This is a genomic window from Castellaniella sp. (genome assembly GCF_034675905.1).
Taxonomy (GTDB): domain Bacteria; phylum Pseudomonadota; class Gammaproteobacteria; order Burkholderiales; family Burkholderiaceae_B; genus Castellaniella.
This window is the reverse complement of sequence record NZ_JAUCCV010000009.1, coordinates 222054-239997: the sequence shown is the minus strand read 5'-3', so window position 1 is coordinate 239997 and position 17944 is coordinate 222054. Positions and strand designations below refer to the sequence as shown.

The window sequence follows — 17944 nt, the reverse complement described above, 5'->3', positions numbered from 1 at the left end:
TAATGGAGAATCATTGACCGTAGTCAGGCCGCTAATTGGCCATGTTGGAACAGGCTGGCTTTGGTCTCATCATCCAATTCGGTCTTGAATGCATGGCGTGTTCTCAGCGCATTGGCTCGTTGCGCAGCAGGCCGACTGTTCAATTCATCGTACAAACGTTTCACGTTTGGAAACCTGACCCAGCCTGCGTCACCCATCAGATAATCAATGCCTCTGCACCACCCCCAAAGCGACATATCAACGATTGTGTAGTGCTCGCCCATCATGTAATGGCGGGTCGCCAGCCGTTGGTCGATCAGATCCCAATGCCGTTCAGCCTCGAAGACATAACGATGCAGGGCATAATCATTAGGCTTGGGCGCATAGTGCTTAAAATGGATCGCCTGGCCGGTAAAAGGCCCCACCCCGGTGCCGATCAACATCATCCAGGACATCAATTCGGCTTGCGATTCAGGGCTGGGGTCTCCCATGAAGCGCCCAGTTTTTTCACCTAGATAGAGTAAAATAGCGCTGCTGTCGAATAACGTGACGTCTCCATCGGTCAAGGCGGGGACCTTGCCGTTGGGATTGATGGCGCGATATGCTGGAGTATGCTGTTCACCGCGCGATGTATCGATAGGAATCAACTGGTAGTCGATCTCAGCCTCCTCCAGAAATAATGCGACCTTTGATGGATTCGGCGTAGGGTGATAATAAAAATCAATCATGACAGTTTCTCACTTTGAAAGAACAGGTCCTAATCTACGCTGAATGCGCCTGGGCAGTTAGTTGGAATTCCCGATACGAGGTATCACCTATATGGATATAAAACGCTCCGACCTTCCCTTGCTGATCTCACTTGACGTTCTACTCGACGAACTCAATGTCACCCGGGCGGCCAAGCGCTTGAATATCAGTCAGTCTGCGCTGTCAGGCCAACTCGTACGCCTTCGAGATCTCTTTGATGACCGCCTGCTGGTGCCATCCGAAAGCGGTCGCGGCATGGTGCCCACGCAGCGCGCCATGGATCTGCGGCCTCGTTTAAGAGACGCACTGACCCATCTACGCGATGCGGTCTACTCCGCCCCCTCATTCGACCCCAGCACCACCAATCGCACATTCATCGTTGCCGCACATGACAGCGTCTTCACCATGGTGGGCCTGGGTGCTCTGGAAGCCGTAGTAGCTCAGAAAAATCCCGGTTTGCGCATTGCTGTCATCCCCGCAACCAGTGCTCAGCTGACCGAACAAATGGAACTCGGCGAAGTCGATCTCTTTTTGGGGGATATCTCTAAAGTGCCTGATTCGCTGAAAGTCCGTTTTTTACTCAGCGACCATTTTCAGATGGCCCAGAAAATCGGACATCCACGGGGCAATACCTGCGCGGATCTCGACGAATACTGCACGCTACCGCATGTCATGGTTTCGCAGTCGGCCCAATTTCATAGCCCGGTAGACGACGTCCTCGCGACATTATCCAAATCCCGGAATGTGATTGTCGTCGTGCCGAATTACAACCAGGTAGCTGTGGTCCTGGCGCATAGCGAATGTGTAGCTACGCTTCCCAGCCAGCTACTCAAACGCTATGCATCGATTATCGATATCCTTGATCTTCCTTTCGAGATCCCACCTTTCAACCTAGCCATGGCGTGGCATGCTCGAGCACAGTTCGACGAAGGCCATTGCTGGTTACGAAAATGTTTTACCGACGCAGCAGATTCAATCAAATAATTTTCTATTGCGCTAAACCTCACCCTGAATCGGCCCGGGTTTTCTAGACGGTCCCGGTCTTCAAAAAATGCTGGTTCTCGAATTCTACCGGTGAGAGATCACCGGCATGGCTGTGGCGCCGTTTCGGGTTGTAGAACATCTCGATGTAATCGAAGATATCAGCCCTGGCCTGCTCCCGGGTGGCGTAGACGCGACGGCGGATCCGTTCGCGCTTGAGCAGCTGGAAGAAGCTCTCGGCCACGGCGTTGTCATGGCAATTGCCGCGCCGACTCATGCTTGGTTTGAGCCGATGGGACTTCAAGAAATCACGCCAATCGTGGCTACCGAACTGGCTGCCCTGATCGCTATGGATGATGACCTCAGTCTTCGGACGGCGGCGCCAGACGGCCGCTAACAAGGCGTTGAGCACCAGATCGCTATCGATGCGACTGCCCATGGACCACCCGACCACGGTGCGCGCAAAGAGGTCGATCACCACCGCCAGATACAACCATCCCTCATGAGTGCGGATATAGGTGATGTCGGTCACCCACGCCTGATCGGGCGCAGCCACGTCGAACTGTTGCTGCAAGAGGTTCTCAGCCACCAAGCTGGGGTGCCCGCCTCGGTTACCCGGCCGCCGGCGCTTGTAACCCGTCTGAGAACGCAGGTGATGCTCGCGCATGATCCGCGCCACCCGGTGCCTGCCACAGATCTCGCCCAGATCCCGTAGGTCGTGGGTCACCTTGCGATAGCCGTAGATGTACTCGCTGTCCTGCCAGCTCTGACGAATGAGCCCTACGAGCCGCTGATCCTCCAGAGTGCGAGCGCTGTGTGGAGAACGGCGCCAGGCGTAGTAGCCGCTGGGATGGATACCGAGCACCGCGCACATACGTCGCACCGGAAAGACGGTCGTGTGGTCCCGAACGAAGGCGTACTTCACTGGGACTGCTTCGCGAAGTACGCCGCCGCTTTTTTTAAGATGTCGCGCTCCTCGGTCACACGCCGCAGCTCGGCCTTCAGGCGCCGAACTTCCTGAGCCTGTTCACCGGCCTCGCGGCGGCTGCCCTCGTCACCAGCGTACTGTTTACGCCACTGATACAGGCTCCAGGTACTGATCCCCAAACGCGCTGCAACATCGGCCACCTTGTGGCCGCGCTCGGTCGTCTGGCGCACAGCCTCGATCTTGAACTCTTCGGAAAAACGCTTCTGCATGGCCTTCGTGCTCATGATGACTCCTCATCGCCCCATTATGAGGCATATGGGTGTCTAGAGGTTCCGGGCCGATTCACCCCGATAGCCGATGCTTTGGCCATCGGGGTGATGCCACATCGATCATCCGATTGCCTTCACGAAACAGCGTTTAGTAATGCTTCACTCTTTTCCCAAAGCTGTCTGGCCTTGTGTGCATCGAACGCATATGACCTGGCGCCATCGGCAAATGGATTGAGCGCGTCATTGATCGGCGCGACCGCGCAATCCTCAAGATAGCGACCGCCGACTGCGTCTTTGTCCGCCACTACCGCAGCCCAGACTGACGTGGCCGCCGCCTGTGGGATTTCCTTCAGCTCTGCAGGGGGAAGGCCCGCTTCAAGGCGCGCACTGCCAACCATCTCGAACAGCCCCTGCAGATCCGCCTGCGAAAAGTGGCGAACAAGATTCGTGAAACTGTTGCCGGGCATCACGGATACGGCCCTGATACCGCGCTCACGATGTCGCCTATCAAATTCCACGGCAAAAAGACAAGCCGCAGTTTTTGAGCGACCATAGGCGATCCATGGATCGTAGGCCTGCTGTTCAAAATTGGGATCATCCAGATTCACATCCGCAATGCGATGCGCCTGAGACGACAGCACGACCAAGCGCCCATGATCGACCAGCAGCGGCTCGATTCGATTGGTCAAGGCGAAATGCCCAAGATAGTTAATTGCGAACTGAGCTTCGAAACCATCAACCGTCCGACCGAATGGAATCGCCATCACACCGGCGTTGGCAATAATGACGTCCAGCGACTGGCCGCCGCTGAGCAGTTGATCCGCGCAGGCGCGAACGCTTTGCAAGGATGCCAGGTCAAGCTCGACCAACATCAGGCTGCCGACCCCTTGAGATGCAAGCTCACGGATCGCTGCGGTGGCTGGATCAGCCGCAACAGGGTCTCGGACCGCAGCAATCACGCTGGCGCCATGAGCAAGCAGCGTGCGGGCAGTTTCAAACCCAATTCCCGAAGATGCACCCGTAATAAAAAATCGTTTGCCCTTGAGATCAATGCCTTCCAGCACTTCGTCGGCGCTTGTCTTGGAACCAAATTGTTGAGTCATAGATGTATTTTTAATTGAGAAAAAAGCAGGATTGGGCAGCGCTGCGGACCCTTGCTGGTCACACGCGCTTGCGCTTGATCCAGTCGTCGCGCGCGCCGAGCACATCACCAATGAGGCGAGCCTTCACTCTATCTGTTCCATGTAAATTCATAAACATGGAAAACATGCCATCACTATTTATAAAAATAGAACAATTTGTCGGAAATCCGCCTGTAACCACGCTTAAGACTTAAGAAAGCTGTGCTGACGTCAGGCAGCTACTGAAAAGTAGCCGATGCATTAGGCATAAAAATGGAGAGCCACCAAAGCAGGGGCTCTCCGAGTTCTGATGCGGGTTATCGCATCAGGCTGCCAGGCGGGAAATCACTCCCACTCGATTGTCAATGAGCAACATACTTCATTGATTTAAATAGAAATTTTCAATCAATGTAGCGACAGCACCATTGAAAATACCATGTTCAGCATAACGCCTGATCGTGCCCGACAATGCCAGACGCTGCCAGAACATCCGTTTAACGCCGCTCGGTGGCGCTGCGGGTCGGCTCTTTTGAATCGGGCGGATTCGGCCCGATGTAGACTGATTTGCCATCCTTCCACACCACGGCGTACTGGCCCAAGCGCCGCTTGCGATCCAGTGCCTTGGCCACGGAGCTGCGCAGGCTTTCCAGCGCCTTGCGCGTGTCTTCATCATATTGGGGCTTCATAGGCCTGCCTCGTTGTGTAGGTGCCGATGGACGATATCAGCTTGATCAAAAGCTATCTGATAAGATGCCTTTATGGACCATCGAAGAGAAATTTGCTGAATTCCGCAGGAATAGATTGTAATGCTGCCCTCCAACAAAATCGTCTATATCAAAGCACCCTTCAAGCCCGTGGGGAAAAATGTAACAATTAAGGTACCCACCGGAGAGAAGAAAAAGGGTTTTTTTGGCAAAGAGAAGGACGTCCTCTCCAAGGAGTCACGATGGGAGCAAACAGGGTGGTCAGACTGCGAAATCGACGGGGAAAAGCTTTCCGAGGACCTTTCGACAGCGATAGATTCTCTGAACCGGGAAGGCTACGAAGTCGTTTCCATACTCCCAATAATCTCCGGAAAATATGCCTATAAATATCAAGCGCAGGGCATTTCGAGTTCACAACGAGCTCTAGGAGATACGGAGAAGGTTAGTGGTGGGGCAAGCTATGGGTTTGGCTACGGCTATAGCTACACGGAAGGCGTTTCTATAGTTGCTCGCAGGGTCTCTTGACTTACTGTTCGGCAGAGCCCTTTCGGGCAGCCACGCGCAGCAGCCGTTTCATCTTGAACATTGCGGCACACGATACCGCGCTGACGTTGTCCTCATTTTATCCTTCCGAGCTCAGCGTTCTCCGTGTTTAAATGACGGCACACGATAGGTACCTGCATGACAGCGTCAGCCCTATATCGGCAAATAGAGCGTCAGCGCAGCACTGACCGTGCGCCGAAAGCCAAAACTCTCGTAAAACGCGGCTACCTTTGCATCCTTTGCATCCACGATCAACACCCGCACACCTATGGTTTGCCGCACAGCCACAGTAAGATTCACTGCATGGCCCAATAGCAGTTGACCATACCCTTTGCCCTGCAGCTCCTGGGACACGGCCAAGCGCCCTACCCGTATGGCGGGCACGGGATATGCCGGTAGTCGCCTGCGATCTTGCTCAAGCATCTCGTGCAGGTAGAGTTGTGCCGCTGACAGAGAGCAATAGCCAAGAATGCGTGTAGGATCAGTGTCGTCTACCAGGACATGCGTGGTAGCGATACCGTCGCGCTGATGCTGTCCGGCCCGACGGCGTAGGTAGTCATCCAGGGCTGCGACACCACAGGAAAACCCGGCGCGGTCATGCCGATGCCCATCCAGGACAACAAAGGCCAGCGACATGGATCAACGCTGTGCCACAGAGGCGGCAGCATCCATTGCTGCCTTCAGGCGAGCATTGGGCTGAAATGGGGTATCCAGCGCTGCCAGGAAGCGACGTGACTCCGCAGCGGACAAAGTGACGACTGTATCGGCTGCAATGGCGGCATCGGCTTCGCGCAAGACAGCATCGCGAACGAACGACGACACAGGTAGGCCGCGCAAGGCGGCGGCCTTGGTGATACGGTCTTTGTCACGCGGCTCAAGGCGCAGGTCTAGACGGGCAGCGGCAGTAGTCATAATTCATCTCCGATTTGTACGCTATTATACCGTACAATTTTCTGAGCCAAGAACATATTTCAAATCAACCGCCGAGCATCTTCACTTCATCACTAGAGCGGTCGCCTGCCTCACCTCACGCTGCAGCTTACGGAAGCCCAGCATCATCGCTTCGACATCAGACGGGTGTGCCCCCTGTCCGCGCTTTTCAGCAAGCCAGAGCCTCAACAAACCCGCCACCCGGCCCAGATCACCAGTCACTTTTACAAGGTCGGCAATCGCCTGATAGTCGGCCTTGGATCGGATCGGTGTGTTCAGGGCCAGCGCCCGAAGGTAGGCTGACGCGGTCATGCCCACTGCCTCTGCTGACTCGGTGATCGCCGCTTTTTCCTCCCCTGTGGCCCACACTTCTATCCGTTCTCGGCGGGGTCGCCCCGCCCTTTTTTCCTTCGTACCTGTTTCTTGTTTTGCCATGCTTCTGATCCTGGTCGCGGCGGCGACAGTGTGCCTTGCAGAGCAAGATTCCGTCGAGCCACAGGCGAGTAAGAGGCGGTAATGTACGGGCTCATGCGCAGCGTGTACCGGTACATTACACATCTTGCCATCCAGTATGGTGCAACTTAACGATAATCGCTATGGGCATCGGGAAAAATTGCCCTAAGTTGCGCTAAATTTCCTTGAATTGCGTTGAATTGCACAAAACAATCAAAAGCACCAAAATAATCACCTACATTTGCGCAGAATTGCGCAAAATTGCCTAGCGGGGGCCAGATATGACGATCACCTTCAGCGGATACGACACAGTGGACTACCTTGCAACCGAAGCCGATATTGCAGCCTATCTGGCGGCTGCAGAGGAAGACGGCGACCCGTCGGTGATGGCCGCAGCGCGACAAGACGCAGAACGGGCACGCGCTCGGTGGCGATCCCTGACAAGCCACCTGTCGAAGGATGATGCCTCTGCCGACAAATCGGAACGCTAAGACCGGCCCCAGGTACACGCCCGAAAACAAACAAAATGAAAGCGTCACTGCCCGGTGGGTAATGTACGGACGCTGAGACGAATCCGGGGGAATTTACCCCATATCGGCGCCGCCGCAGCTATTTCGAGCCTTGCGCAGCGTCCCAGACGCACCTGCAGCCGTACTTTACACACCCGCTTTCACGAGCGACGAACGCCGTGCTTCTTCTTTTGGTGCTCATCCTGCCTTCCAGGCCTACGAAACGCCCTCCCCTCAGCACTGCTGCAGGGCAGTTATCCACATTTTTCGTGCTCTTCTTACCAGTAAAAAGGTATAGGTAAGAATTACAGGTAAAGGTATCGGTTTTAGGGTAGGGGCGATTGCACGAAAAAAGTAGGGGTGATTGCACGAAAAGGTAGGGGTGATCGCACGAAAGGGGTAGGGGCGATTGCACGGGGATAACTTGGCCAATCCACAGACATGCCCACACCCGAATCAGCATCCTCGGCCAGGGGACAAGCACAGGGCTATCTTTGGCACTCCGGTAGCCGGACGGCTATCCGACCGGAAAGCAGCGACGCGACACCGGAGCGGGCGAAGGAGCCAGCTGTACGCCACCGCGCACGACACGCACTTCGGCCTGGGGGTACACCACCAACACCTTCTGCAGCGCCGCCAGGAAACTTTTCTTGAAATCGGTTGCGGCCGTCTTCCCGGTGTATTCCTGGGCGAACTGTTCTCGCAGCGGTTTCCAGTGCAGGAGGGCCCTATGACCCTCCAGACGATGCAAACGATGGGCGAGCCATGCGTAGACGTCCAAAGCTAATGCGGAGCCTCTGAGGGCCTGTAATGCCCTGTTGTCGAGTGGCACCGCGCTTTCCCGCAACTCCCGGTAGTACGACTCTGACAGAACCATCAAACCCGGCCACAGCGATCGCTGTGTGCTGTCCCGGTCAGCGATCCAGGCATCAAACTGTTCCACGGGCTGGTCGTTGAAGGTTCGGCCCTTGAAGCCCAGTTGCAAGCGGCAGGCTGCCAAGGCGTGCATTTGCGCGCGCAATGTCCGATAGCGGCGACCGCCCATATCCGTGCCCATTGAACGCAGAAATGCAGACGCGCTATCGCCAATCGGAATCTCCCGTGTCCCGTGCCGTACGGCATAGGTCGAAATCCATGCCAACGCCAAACGCGGCATCGCCCCGTACGGAACCAACTGCTGCACCGGCCCCCTGCCCTCGTCCAACCATCCCGCCTGCACGCTAACCCAGGCCGCGCCTGACCGGCGCATGAACTCATGGCCTTGCACCTTTGCCCGAGGCAAGCCAACCTGACAGAGAATCGCATGCGTGAACGCCATATCGTCGCCAGCCGGGGGAATGCTGGCGATTTCTATAGATCGTTCAATCAGGGCGCTATCGGCGTCGGACATTAACCGGCTCAGGTGCTTGACAACAGCACCGAGAATGCCGGATAGTGCCTGACAATGCAGTCTACAAAGTATCTTCTATGGTTGACATTGCCGTCTTACGGCATCTCCTGACCGAGTCACATTGTGACCCCGCTGTCGCCGACGCTACTCATACGTTTTTGTTGGAATGGGGGCCTTACACCGAGAAGGGAAGCAAATTCTCGATCTACCGCCTATTCCGAGAGCACATAGATCCGGCATGGCGGGAACTGGTGCAACGCAACCCACGCAGCCTGTCCACCAACATCATGGAACTCGCCTGGACCAAGTACACCTTGAGCGCCTTGCAGCCCGGCACCATCCCCGGCAACGATGGGGACATCGTCCAAGGCTCAAACGCAGAAGCCGTACAGCTGTTCACGCAGCGCAGCAGACCCAAGGACTGGAGCGCACTTTCCACAATCGCCCATCACTACCGCATGGATCGGCTGGAGCGATTTCTGTTTTTCGTGCAGCGCACCAGCCCCAGCAAGCACAGCCAAACCTTGGCTGACCAGGCCGTCATTGAGACCATCGACGTACTGCGCCATCTTGCCGAGGCCTGCAGCCTTAAACTGCCCAAGCGGCGACCAGACCGGCGCTTGACCAACCGGCATCAGAGTTCCGTCTGTCGATTCTGCGGTCATCCCACCGAAGCCGCCGACTTTCATGCACGGGGCAGCGAAGCACTGCGCGGTCTTCCTGACAACACGCGACTGAGCGCCAAATATTGCAGTCGCCACAAATCGAAGGGTCCGACATCACCCGCTATGAGACTGGCCTACCAACGTGCCAAGCGCAGCGAAGGCGCGTTCAGTGCGGAACTGAAAAGGCTGCATAGCCAAAGCATCGGTGGACATACTGCCACCTACGCCCGATCCGGCAACCCATTGGTTGACGAATTCATCAGAATGCTTGTCGCTCAACGAAAGCTGCACCACGAGGAACAAACGACAAACGAAGCTGTGCAGTCGCTGGATGGCCCCCTGCATGCCGAAGCCCGGAAATTGGTGGACTGGCGTATGACCGACCGGAAGAAGGAGATTGTCGCGCTACTGGCTCAGGGCCTGAACCAGTCCCAGGTCGCCGCCACACTGAACACCAGCCGACAAGCAGTTTCCAAGGCATTGCAAGCCATCCCAGACGAATACCGACTCAATACCTTGAGGATGACAACCAAATAGGAAACTTAATAGGCTGTACCGTCTGGCACTATCCGGCATTCTGTCTCCATCGCAGAACACATGGAATGACGGCAATGCAAAGTCCGAATCCGCACGACGGCCTGAACAGCTCACTCGGCCTGCCAGCCCAGCGGCCCTCTACACTTGGACGCGTACTGATCAATCGCAAGCACCTGCTGGCCATGGTGCCGCTGTGCGACCGCACCATCTACAACCTGGAACGCAAGGGCGAATTTCCACAACGAATCGCCCTGTCCAGCCGCAGCGTCGCCTGGGATTTGAGCGAAGTCGAAGACTGGATCGAACATCGCAGAACCAGCGGCGCCCAGGCCACGCGACCCGGCGCAACGCCTATGGCATCGTAGTGCGGCCTGTCCACTCGTCGATCATGTCCGCCCAGTCCTGCAGCATGCCAGTTCGCTGCTCCCGGTATTCTGCCTTGTTGTAGATGGCCCGCACGCCCCGCTGCTCATGGGCTAGGCATTTCTCGATCCAGTCGCTGTTGTATCCCGCCTCGTGCAGCAAGGTGCTGGCCGTCCGCCGCAGATCATGCGGGCCAAACTTGGCCAGCGACCTGCCCTCTTTCTGGGCCAGCCGGTAAGTCAGCGTCAGCACCTGATTCAGCGTCGCACTGCTCATGGGCCGGTCTGAGTCATACCGTGATGGCAGGACATAGTCCGATCCTCCGGCAAAGGTCTTCAAGGCAATGAAGATGTCCAGTGCTTGTCGGGACAGGAACACCAAATGAGGGTTACGGCGCTTCATCCGCTCTTTGGGGACGGTCCATAACGCCTCGTTGAAATTGACTTCATCCCAAGTTGCGTTGGTGAGTTCACTTTTCCGCACCATGGTCAGCAGCAACAGCTTTGCCGCCGCTCGAATCGACGGCGTGGTGCCGATCCGCTCCATGTACTGATACATCAGGCTAATTTCGTCCGATGTCAGTGCCCGATCCCGTGGTTCAAACTGGGCAATGCTGGTCGGACGCACCAGCATTGCGGGGTTCTTGACCTTCTGCCCACGCTCGATGGCCCAGCGATACACCTGCAGCACCACCTCGCGGGTATGCACAGCCGTCGCTGGTGCACCACGCGCCACAATCGCATCTGTCAGGATGCGCAAGTCCTCGTGGGTGATTTCGGCCAGCTTCAGCTTTCCAAACTTGGCCTTCAATTCGCGGTTGTAGACTGCCCGACGCATGTCACGGGTGGAATCCGCCATTTGGTAGCCCCGCAGCCACTTCTCCGCCCAGGCGTCAAACGTTTTTGCGTCCTTGTCACGGGCTTTCTCGCGGGCTTTCTCTCGTGCCGGTGACTTTCCTTCGGCCAACAGCTGCTTGGCCTCTGCAAGGCGCTCTCGCGCCTCTGACAACGTGATACCCCCTACGCCGTACTGGCCGAAGGTCATCGTCTCCTGTCGCCCGTTGATCAGGTAGTTATAGCGAAAGGAGATCGCCCCCGCCTTGGTGACGGCAACATACAGGCCGTCACGGTCGGGCAGCTTGTACATCCGGTCCTGCGGCTTGAGGTTACGAAGCTTGGTATCGGTCAACATGGCGGGCTTCCTGATCGTAGCTGCGATACCATGATGAGAATTGGCCTAAAAATTATCTATAACGCATTGAATCCAATGGATTTTTATAAACTTGATACCATGATGTATCCACAACATGGAATCATGGTATCGCGCACGGATCATGGTATCGCCGTCGATAATACCATCGTTCGTACCATGAAAAATTTGTACTTGTAGCTACCCGACAATGCCAGACACTGCCAAGAGAGATGCGAAAAAAGCCCGTGATAACACGGGCTTATGAAAATTTCTTGCTATGTGGTGCTAGTCCTTGCCAGACGCGGAATCATTCCCACTCAATCGTCGCGGGCGGCTTGCTCGACACGTCATACGTGACCCGATTGATCCCGCGTACCTCGTTGATAATGCGCGACGAGACCTTCTTCAACAGCGCATACGGCAGTTCCGCCCAGTCCGCCGTCATGAAGTCGGTCGTCTGCACAGCCCGCAGGGCCACGACATAATCGTAAGTACGGCCATCGCCCATCACACCCACGGATTTCACGGGCAAGAAGACGGTGAAAGCCTGTGACGTCAGGTCGTACCAGGATTTACCGGACGCCGAATCGATGGTATCGCGCAGCTCGGTGATGAAGATATCGTCGGCGCGACGCAGCAGATCGGCGTATTCCTGCTTGACCTCGCCCAGGATGCGCACACCCAGGCCGGGGCCGGGGAAAGGATGGCGGAAGACCATTTCGGGCGGCAGGCCCAGGGCCAGACCCAGATGGCGGACTTCGTCCTTGAACAGTTCGCGCAAGGGTTCCAACAGCTTCAGGTTCAGAGTATCGGGCAAGCCGCCGACGTTGTGGTGGGACTTGATGGCGACCGCCTTGCCGGTCTTGGATGCAGCCGATTCGATCACGTCCGGGTAGATGGTGCCCTGGGCCAGCCAACGGGCGGATTTCAGCTTGGCGGATTCGGTCTGGAAGACTTCGACGAATTCGCGGCCGATGATCTTGCGCTTGGCTTCAGGGTCGGCGACACCGACCAGCTTGCCCATGAATTGTTCGCTGGCATCGACGTGGATGACACGGATGCCCAGGTGTCGGGACATGGTGTCCATGACCTGTTTGGCTTCGTTCAGGCGCAGCAGGCCGTGATCGACGAACACGCAGGTCAGCTGGTCGCCGATGGCCTTATGGATCAAGGCGGCGGCTACAGAGGAATCCACGCCGCCGGACAGGCCCAGGATGACTTCGTCGGCGCCGACCTGTTCGCGGATGCGGGCAACGGCTTCGGTCACGTAGTCAGGCATGTTCCAGTCGCCGGCGCAGCCGCAGATCTCGGTGACGAAACGCTGCAGGATCGCCTGCCCCTGGACCGTATGAGTGACCTCGGGGTGGAACTGCACAGCGTAGAAGCCGCGCGCTTCGTCGGCCATGCCGGCGATGTCGCACGAAGGGGTGGACGCCATGCGGACGAAACCGGGCGGCAACGCAGTGACGCGGTCGCCATGGCTCATCCAGACTTTCAGCATGCCGTGACCGTCGGGGGTGGCAAAATCCTGCAGACCGTCCAGCAGCCGGGTATGGCCATGGGCGCGGACTTCAGCGTAGCCGAATTCGCGGTGATCCGAAAATTCGACCTGGCCGCCCAGCTGAACCGCCATGGACTGCATGCCGTAGCAGATGCCCAGCACCGGCACGCCTGCCTGAAAGACCGCGCCAGGTACTTTCAGGGACTCGTCGGCATAGGCCGAGGCATGGCTGCCCGACAGGATGATGCCCTTCAGACCCTGGTTTTGCTGTTCACGGATAAAGGCGTCGCTCACGTCGCCTGGATGGATCTCGCAAAAGACGCCTGTGTCACGAACACGGCGGGCAATGAGCTGGGTGACCTGTGAACCGTAGTCCAGGATGAGGATGCGCTGATGCATGGCGGGTAATATCGAAGGGCTGTTCAAGGCGTTAATGTAACCCATGGACAGGCTTGGCCTGAAGCCCCTGCAACCGTTACAGTAGTCGGGTCCGCAACAAAAAATATCCCCCATGCTCATCCGCGCACCGATCCTTCCCCTGCCCCTGGCCGGGCTGCTGGCCCTGGCGGTCGCCATGGGCATCGGCCGGTTCGCCTTCACGCCGGTATTGCCCATGATGCAGGCTGACCTTGGCCTGTCGCTGGCGCAAGGCGGCTGGCTGGCCAGCGCCAATTATCTGGGCTACCTGCTGGGCGCGCTGCTGGTCACGCACATGAGCTGGCCGCCCGCCACGCTGCTGCGCCGAGGCCTGTGGCTGGTAGTGCTGATGACCGCCGCCATGGGGCTGGACACGCACTGGGCCGGCTGGCTGAGCTGGCGGCTGCTGGCGGGAGTGGCCAGCGCCTGGGTGCTGATCGGGACCGCATCCCTATGCATCGCACGACTGAATGCCCAGGGCCAGGAACGGCATAGCGGCATCGTCTTCGCCGGCGTGGGCTGCGGGATCACGTTTGCAGGGCTGGCCTGCATGGGGCTGACGCTGCTGGGTACGACGGCTTCGCAGGCCTGGCTGTGGCTGGCGGCTGCCGCCTTGTTGGGGCTGATGGGAGCGTCCATGCTGTGGGCTGCGCCCGATCCAGAAAAACAAGCGATCAAACTCGATGCCCCCAAGACGGATGACACCCCCGCCCAGACAACTGCGCTGCCCGACACGCCCCAACTCGCAGAGGCGCCGCCGGACCCAACTCCGTCGCCGCTGCATTGGGGCCTGATCCTGTGCTACGGGGTCTATGGTTTCGGCTACATTCTGCCGGCGACGTTCTTGCCAGCGCAGGCCCGCCTGCTGGTACCCAACCCCTGGCTGTTCAGCCTGGCGTGGCCGGTATTCGGACTGGCGGGAGCGGTCTCGACCCTGATCGCCAGCCGGTTTGCCCGGCGCTTCAGCCGGCCACAGGTCTGGGCGGGCGCCCAGATCATCATGGCCGTCGGCGTCCTGCTGCCGGCCATCTGGCATTCCCTGCCGGCCATACTGATCGCCGCCACCTGCGTCGGCAGCACCTTCATGGTGATCACCATGGTCGGCCTGCAGGAAGCCCAGGCCACCGTCGGGCCTGCCGGGGCCAAGCGGCAGATGGCGGCCATGACGGCCTCGTTCGCCCTGGGGCAATTGATCGGACCACTGTTTTTCAGCCTGACGCACGCCTGGTTCAACGCGCCGCTGGAGTTCGCCCTGGTGTTGGGCGCACTGGGTCTGCTGGCAGGCGCAGCGCCCATTTTGCGGCTGCAAGGACAAGCAGGAGCACGCACATGACCTCATCAGACACCTATGTCCTGGTCCACGGCGCCTGGCACGGCGGCTGGTGCTGGGCCACGGTCGCAGACCGGCTGCTGCGGCAGGCCGGCCACCAGGTATTCACCCCCACGCTGCCGGGTCTGGGAGAGCGCCGCGACCAGCTCAGCCCGGCCATCACGCTCAGCGACTTTATCCAGGACCTGTGCGATACGCTGCTGCGCCATGATCTGCACGACATCATTCTGGTGGGCCACAGCTTCGGCGGGCTGGTGGTGTCCGGCGCCGCCGACCGCCTGCCCGAACGCATCCGGCGGCTGGTCTATCTGGATGCATTCCTACTGCCGCCCGACACATCGACCTTTGACACGCTGCCTGCGGACATTGTCGAACGATTGGAACTGGCTGCCGCCCGTACCGGCGGCATTCCCCCACCCCGCCCTGAAAGTCTGGGGCTGAGCGCACCGGCGGACATCGCCTACGCGCAGGAAAACATGACCCCCCAGCCGATCGGCACCTACCGCGAAGCGCTGCAGTTGGAGCACCCGCTGGGCAATGGCCTGCCGGCCACGTATCTGCGCTGTACTGAACAGCCCTTCCAAGCCGTCGGACAAGGATACGAGTGGGCGCGCTCGCAGTATGAAACCCGTTGGACCTGGCACGACCTGGCCTGCGGCCACGACGCCATGATCAGCGCACCAGATCAGGTGGTCAGCGCCCTGCTGGACGCGGGGGCCGCCAGCCGCTGATGCACCAGGGTGGCGAAAATCGCCGCCCCTTGGGGCAATAGTGCATCATCGAAATCAAAGGCCGGATGGTGGCACGTCAAACCATCGTGTCCCAAAAAGAAATACGCCCCTGGACAATGATCCAGCAGGTAGGCGAAATCTTCGGAAGCCATCAGCGGCGTCACAGGATCGACGATCTGATCCGCCCCCAGCACGGCAGCGGCAGCGCGCTTTACATGCGCCACCGGCCCGGCCTGATTGATGGTCGGCGGAGAACTCAGCAGATGGCGGAATTCCACCTCGCAGCCATAACCCCGCGCCGCGCCCTCGCACAGATCACGCAGGCGTTGCAGGGTGCAGGTCTGTGCCTCGCGCGACAGTGTCCGCACCGTTCCGCGCAACACGGCATGGTCGGCGATGACGTTGATGGCGCTGCCCGCCTGGAACTGGCAGATGCTGAGCACTGCCGTATCGAAAGGACTGATGTTGCGGCTGACCACGGATTGCAGAGACTGCACCAGCGCCGCACCGGCCACGATGGGATCGTTGGCCTGATGCGGCATGGCGGCATGACCGCCTACGCCGCGAATATGGATCTCGAACAGATCGCACGCCGACAGGATGGCGCCGGTGCGCACGCCGACCTGACCCGGACCGATGCAATTATTATTGTGCAGGCCGTACAGTTCGTCGCAGGGAAAATCCCGGAACAGGCCCGCTGCCACCAAGGCCTGGGCGCCGGTCAGGGGTTCTTCGGCAGGTTGAAAAATAAAGACGACGCGGCCGGCAAAATCCGGCTGCGCCGCCAGATGGCAGGCGGCGCCCAGCAACATGGCGGTATGGCCGTCATGACCGCAGGCATGGGCCACCCCGTCATGCCGGGATTGGTGCGCCAGCCCGCTCTGGTCCTGCATGGGCAGCGCATCCATGTCGGCGCGCAACCCCAGTGTCGGCCCCGCCCCCAGACGTCCGTCCAATACCCCGATCACGCCCGTCGTGCCGCCATAGCCTTCGTGCACACGGATGCCCCAGCCACGCAGCAATTCGGCCACGCGCGCAGCCGTGCGGTGTTCCTGGTGGCCCAGTTCCGGGTGTTGATGAAAATCGCGACGCCAGCCGCGCATGGTCTGCGCCAGATCATCATTGATCTGCACGCCCGCCGAAGCGGGCGTGGGGACGCCGGTCAGGGACATCGCGATCAGTCGGCCCGGTAGTTCGGGGCTTCTTTCGTGATCTGCACGTCGTGGACGTGGGATTCACGCACCCCGGCTGCCGTGATTTCCACGAATTCGGCCTGCGCATGCAGATCGGCGATCGTGGCGCTGCCGCAATAGCCCATGGACGCCCGGATGCCGCCCACCAGTTGGAAGATGATGGCGATGACGCTGCCCTTGTAGGGGACGCGCGCCTCGATGCCTTCGGGGACCAGCTTGTCGACGTTGTTGTTCGGATCCTGGAAATAGCGATCAGCGGAACCATCGGCCATGGCGCCCAGACTGCCCATGCCCCGATACGACTTGTAGGACCGGCCCTGGAACAGGACGACCTCGCCGGGAGCTTCTTCGGTGCCCGCGAACATGCCGCCCATCATGCAGGTGGATGCGCCAGCCGCCAGGGCCTTGGAAACGTCGCCGGAATAGCGGATGCCGCCATCGGCGATCAAGGGTACGCCAGTGCCTTCCAGCGCCTGGGCGACATCGGCAATGGCCGTGATCTGCGGCACGCCGACCCCCGCCACAATGCGGGTGGTGCAGATGGAACCCGGCCCGATGCCGACTTTCACTGCATCGGCGCCGGCTTCCACCAGCGCCAAAGCGGCAGCAGCCGTGGCGATGTTGCCGCCCACGACCTGGATGTTGGGATAATGTTTTTTGACCCAGCGCACGCGCTCGATGACACCGGCCGAATGACCATGCGCCGTGTCGACCACGATGACGTCGACCCCGGCAGCCGCCAGTTTTTCGACGCGTTCGTCCGTGCCTTCGCCCACGCCCACGGCGGCGCCGACGCGCAGCTGGCCCTGGGTGTCCTTGCTGGCCAAGGGGTGTTCGGTGTTCTTGACGATGTCCTTGACCGTCGCCAGACCGCGCAGCTGAAATTTTTCGTTGACGATCAACACGCGTTCCAGCCGGTGCTTATGCATCAGCGCCTGGGCTTCTTCCAGGGTAGCGCCCTCGCGCAGCGTCACCAGACGGTCTTGCGGCGTCATGATTTCGCGCAGCGACACATCCAGACGGTCTTCGAAACGCAGATCGCGGTTGGTGACGATGCCCACCAGCTTGCCGGCTTCGACCACGGGCAGGCCGGAAATGCCATGCAGACGCTGCAGTTCGATGACGTCGCGAACCTTCATCGTGGGCGTCACGGTGATGGGGTCGATGACGATGCCGAATTCGTGACGCTTGACGCGCGCGACCTCGCGGGCCTGCTCGTCGGCGCTGAGGTTTTTATGGATGATGCCGATGCCGCCTTCCTGGGCCATGGCAATCGCCAGGCGGGATTCGGTCACGGTGTCCATCGCGGCGGAAACCAGGGGGATGTTCAACTGGATGCCACGCGTCAGCTGCGTGGTCAGGCGCGTGTCGCGCGGCAGAACCTGGGAAAAGGCAGGCACCAGGAGAACGTCGTCGAAGGTGAGCGCTTTTTTGATCAGACGCATAAACTGTATAGACTCCG

At 59.0% G+C, this 17944-nt stretch carries 19 protein-coding genes; 7 read left to right on the top strand and 12 right to left on the bottom strand.

The annotated features are described in order from the left end of the window. Positions 1-23 precede the first annotated feature (23 nt). Entirely contained in the window at positions 24-707 is a 684-nt protein-coding gene (locus tag VDP79_RS09900) for a glutathione S-transferase family protein (protein ID WP_323018037.1), read from the bottom strand. Positions 708-798: 91 nt separating this feature from the next. On the opposite strand from VDP79_RS09900, the gene VDP79_RS09895 reads away from it, so the two are divergent. After that, positions 799-1710 carry a LysR family transcriptional regulator gene (locus VDP79_RS09895; RefSeq protein ID WP_323018036.1) on the top strand — a complete coding sequence of 304 codons (912 nt, stop codon included), beginning with the start codon at positions 799-801 and terminating at the stop codon, positions 1708-1710. A 43-nt stretch (positions 1711-1753) separates the two neighbouring features. On the opposite strand, the gene VDP79_RS09890 is transcribed toward VDP79_RS09895, so the two are convergent. The 3 genes from VDP79_RS09890 to VDP79_RS09880 all read right to left on the bottom strand — a co-directional run bounded on the left by VDP79_RS09890 (position 1754) and on the right by VDP79_RS09880 (position 4711). Continuing rightward, positions 1754-2904 (bottom strand): IS3 family transposase gene (locus VDP79_RS09890; protein ID WP_323016337.1). Its coding sequence is split into 2 segments (ribosomal slippage): positions 1754-2655 and positions 2655-2904, totalling 1152 coding nucleotides; the frame shifts between segments, so codons are not numbered across the junction. Positions 2905-3038: 134 nt separating this feature from the next. Then, on the bottom strand, positions 3039-4007 hold the full coding sequence (locus tag VDP79_RS09885; RefSeq protein WP_323018035.1) for an SDR family NAD(P)-dependent oxidoreductase: 969 nt from the start codon (positions 4005-4007) through the stop codon (positions 3039-3041). Positions 4008-4519: 512 nt separating this feature from the next. After that, positions 4520-4711, bottom strand: a complete 192-nt coding sequence (locus VDP79_RS09880) for a hypothetical protein (RefSeq protein WP_323018034.1) — start codon at positions 4709-4711, stop codon at positions 4520-4522. Positions 4712-4831: 120 nt separating this feature from the next. On the opposite strand from VDP79_RS09880, the gene VDP79_RS09875 reads away from it, so the two are divergent. Beyond that, a complete protein-coding gene (locus VDP79_RS09875; RefSeq protein WP_323018033.1) occupies positions 4832-5254 on the top strand; it encodes a hypothetical protein in 423 nt (140 codons plus the stop codon). 171 nt (positions 5255-5425) lie between these two features. On the opposite strand, the gene VDP79_RS09870 is transcribed toward VDP79_RS09875, so the two are convergent. The 3 genes from VDP79_RS09870 to VDP79_RS09860 form a co-directional block, all read right to left on the bottom strand. After that, positions 5426-5908 (bottom strand): GNAT family N-acetyltransferase, encoded by a 483-nt coding sequence (locus VDP79_RS09870; RefSeq protein WP_323018032.1) that lies wholly within the window; start codon positions 5906-5908, stop codon positions 5426-5428. Between the two features lie 3 nt (positions 5909-5911). Continuing rightward, positions 5912-6184 carry a DUF1778 domain-containing protein gene (locus VDP79_RS09865; protein WP_323018031.1) on the bottom strand — a complete coding sequence of 91 codons (273 nt, stop codon included), beginning with the start codon at positions 6182-6184 and terminating at the stop codon, positions 5912-5914. An 81-nt stretch (positions 6185-6265) separates the two neighbouring features. Further along, positions 6266-6637: a plasmid mobilization protein gene (locus tag VDP79_RS09860; RefSeq protein ID WP_323018030.1), complete on the bottom strand. Its 372-nt coding sequence runs from the start codon at positions 6635-6637 to the stop codon at positions 6266-6268. A 299-nt stretch (positions 6638-6936) separates the two neighbouring features. Here VDP79_RS09860 and VDP79_RS09855 point away from each other — a divergent pair, with 299 nt between their 5' ends. Next, entirely contained in the window at positions 6937-7146 is a 210-nt protein-coding gene (locus VDP79_RS09855) for a hypothetical protein (protein ID WP_323018029.1), read from the top strand. A 535-nt stretch (positions 7147-7681) separates the two neighbouring features. Here the strand turns inward: VDP79_RS09855 and VDP79_RS09850 are convergent. Further along, positions 7682-8554: a replication protein RepA gene (locus tag VDP79_RS09850; protein ID WP_323018028.1), complete on the bottom strand. Its 873-nt coding sequence runs from the start codon at positions 8552-8554 to the stop codon at positions 7682-7684. Positions 8555-8631: 77 nt separating this feature from the next. Here VDP79_RS09850 and VDP79_RS09845 point away from each other — a divergent pair, with 77 nt between their 5' ends. Both VDP79_RS09845 and VDP79_RS09840 read left to right on the top strand, forming a co-directional pair. Further along, on the top strand, positions 8632-9756 hold the full coding sequence (locus VDP79_RS09845) for a hypothetical protein (RefSeq protein ID WP_323018027.1): 1125 nt from the start codon (positions 8632-8634) through the stop codon (positions 9754-9756). A gap of 182 nt (positions 9757-9938) precedes the next feature. Next, on the top strand, positions 9939-10121 hold the full coding sequence (locus VDP79_RS09840; RefSeq protein ID WP_416233097.1) for a helix-turn-helix transcriptional regulator: 183 nt from the start codon (positions 9939-9941) through the stop codon (positions 10119-10121). On the opposite strand, the gene VDP79_RS09835 is transcribed toward VDP79_RS09840, so the two are convergent. Both VDP79_RS09835 and guaA read right to left on the bottom strand, forming a co-directional pair. Further along, positions 10108-11310, bottom strand: a complete 1203-nt coding sequence (locus tag VDP79_RS09835) for a tyrosine-type recombinase/integrase (protein WP_323018026.1) — start codon at positions 11308-11310, stop codon at positions 10108-10110. The two genes, VDP79_RS09840 and VDP79_RS09835, sit on opposite strands and share 14 nt — an antisense overlap. A 307-nt stretch (positions 11311-11617) precedes the next feature. Beyond that, positions 11618-13210, bottom strand: coding sequence for a glutamine-hydrolyzing GMP synthase (guaA, locus tag VDP79_RS09830; RefSeq protein WP_323018088.1), 1593 nt, complete (start codon positions 13208-13210; stop codon positions 11618-11620). Between the two features lie 112 nt (positions 13211-13322). Between guaA and VDP79_RS09825 the strand changes: the two genes are divergently transcribed. Both VDP79_RS09825 and VDP79_RS09820 read left to right on the top strand, forming a co-directional pair. After that, complete coding sequence (locus VDP79_RS09825; RefSeq protein WP_323018025.1) at positions 13323-14561, top strand: YbfB/YjiJ family MFS transporter; 1239 nt, start codon at positions 13323-13325, stop codon at positions 14559-14561. After that, positions 14558-15289, top strand: a complete 732-nt coding sequence (locus tag VDP79_RS09820; RefSeq protein ID WP_323018024.1) for an alpha/beta fold hydrolase — start codon at positions 14558-14560, stop codon at positions 15287-15289. Before VDP79_RS09825 ends, VDP79_RS09820 begins: the two co-directional genes overlap by 4 nt. Here VDP79_RS09820 and VDP79_RS09815 read toward each other — a convergent pair. Next, positions 15244-16461 carry a M20 aminoacylase family protein gene (locus VDP79_RS09815; protein ID WP_323018023.1) on the bottom strand — a complete coding sequence of 406 codons (1218 nt, stop codon included), beginning with the start codon at positions 16459-16461 and terminating at the stop codon, positions 15244-15246. The genes VDP79_RS09820 and VDP79_RS09815 overlap by 46 nt on opposite strands. Before the next feature lie 5 nt (positions 16462-16466). Further along, positions 16467-17927, bottom strand: a complete 1461-nt coding sequence (gene guaB / locus VDP79_RS09810) for an IMP dehydrogenase (protein WP_323018022.1) — start codon at positions 17925-17927, stop codon at positions 16467-16469. Between the last annotated feature and the right edge of the window lie 17 nt (positions 17928-17944).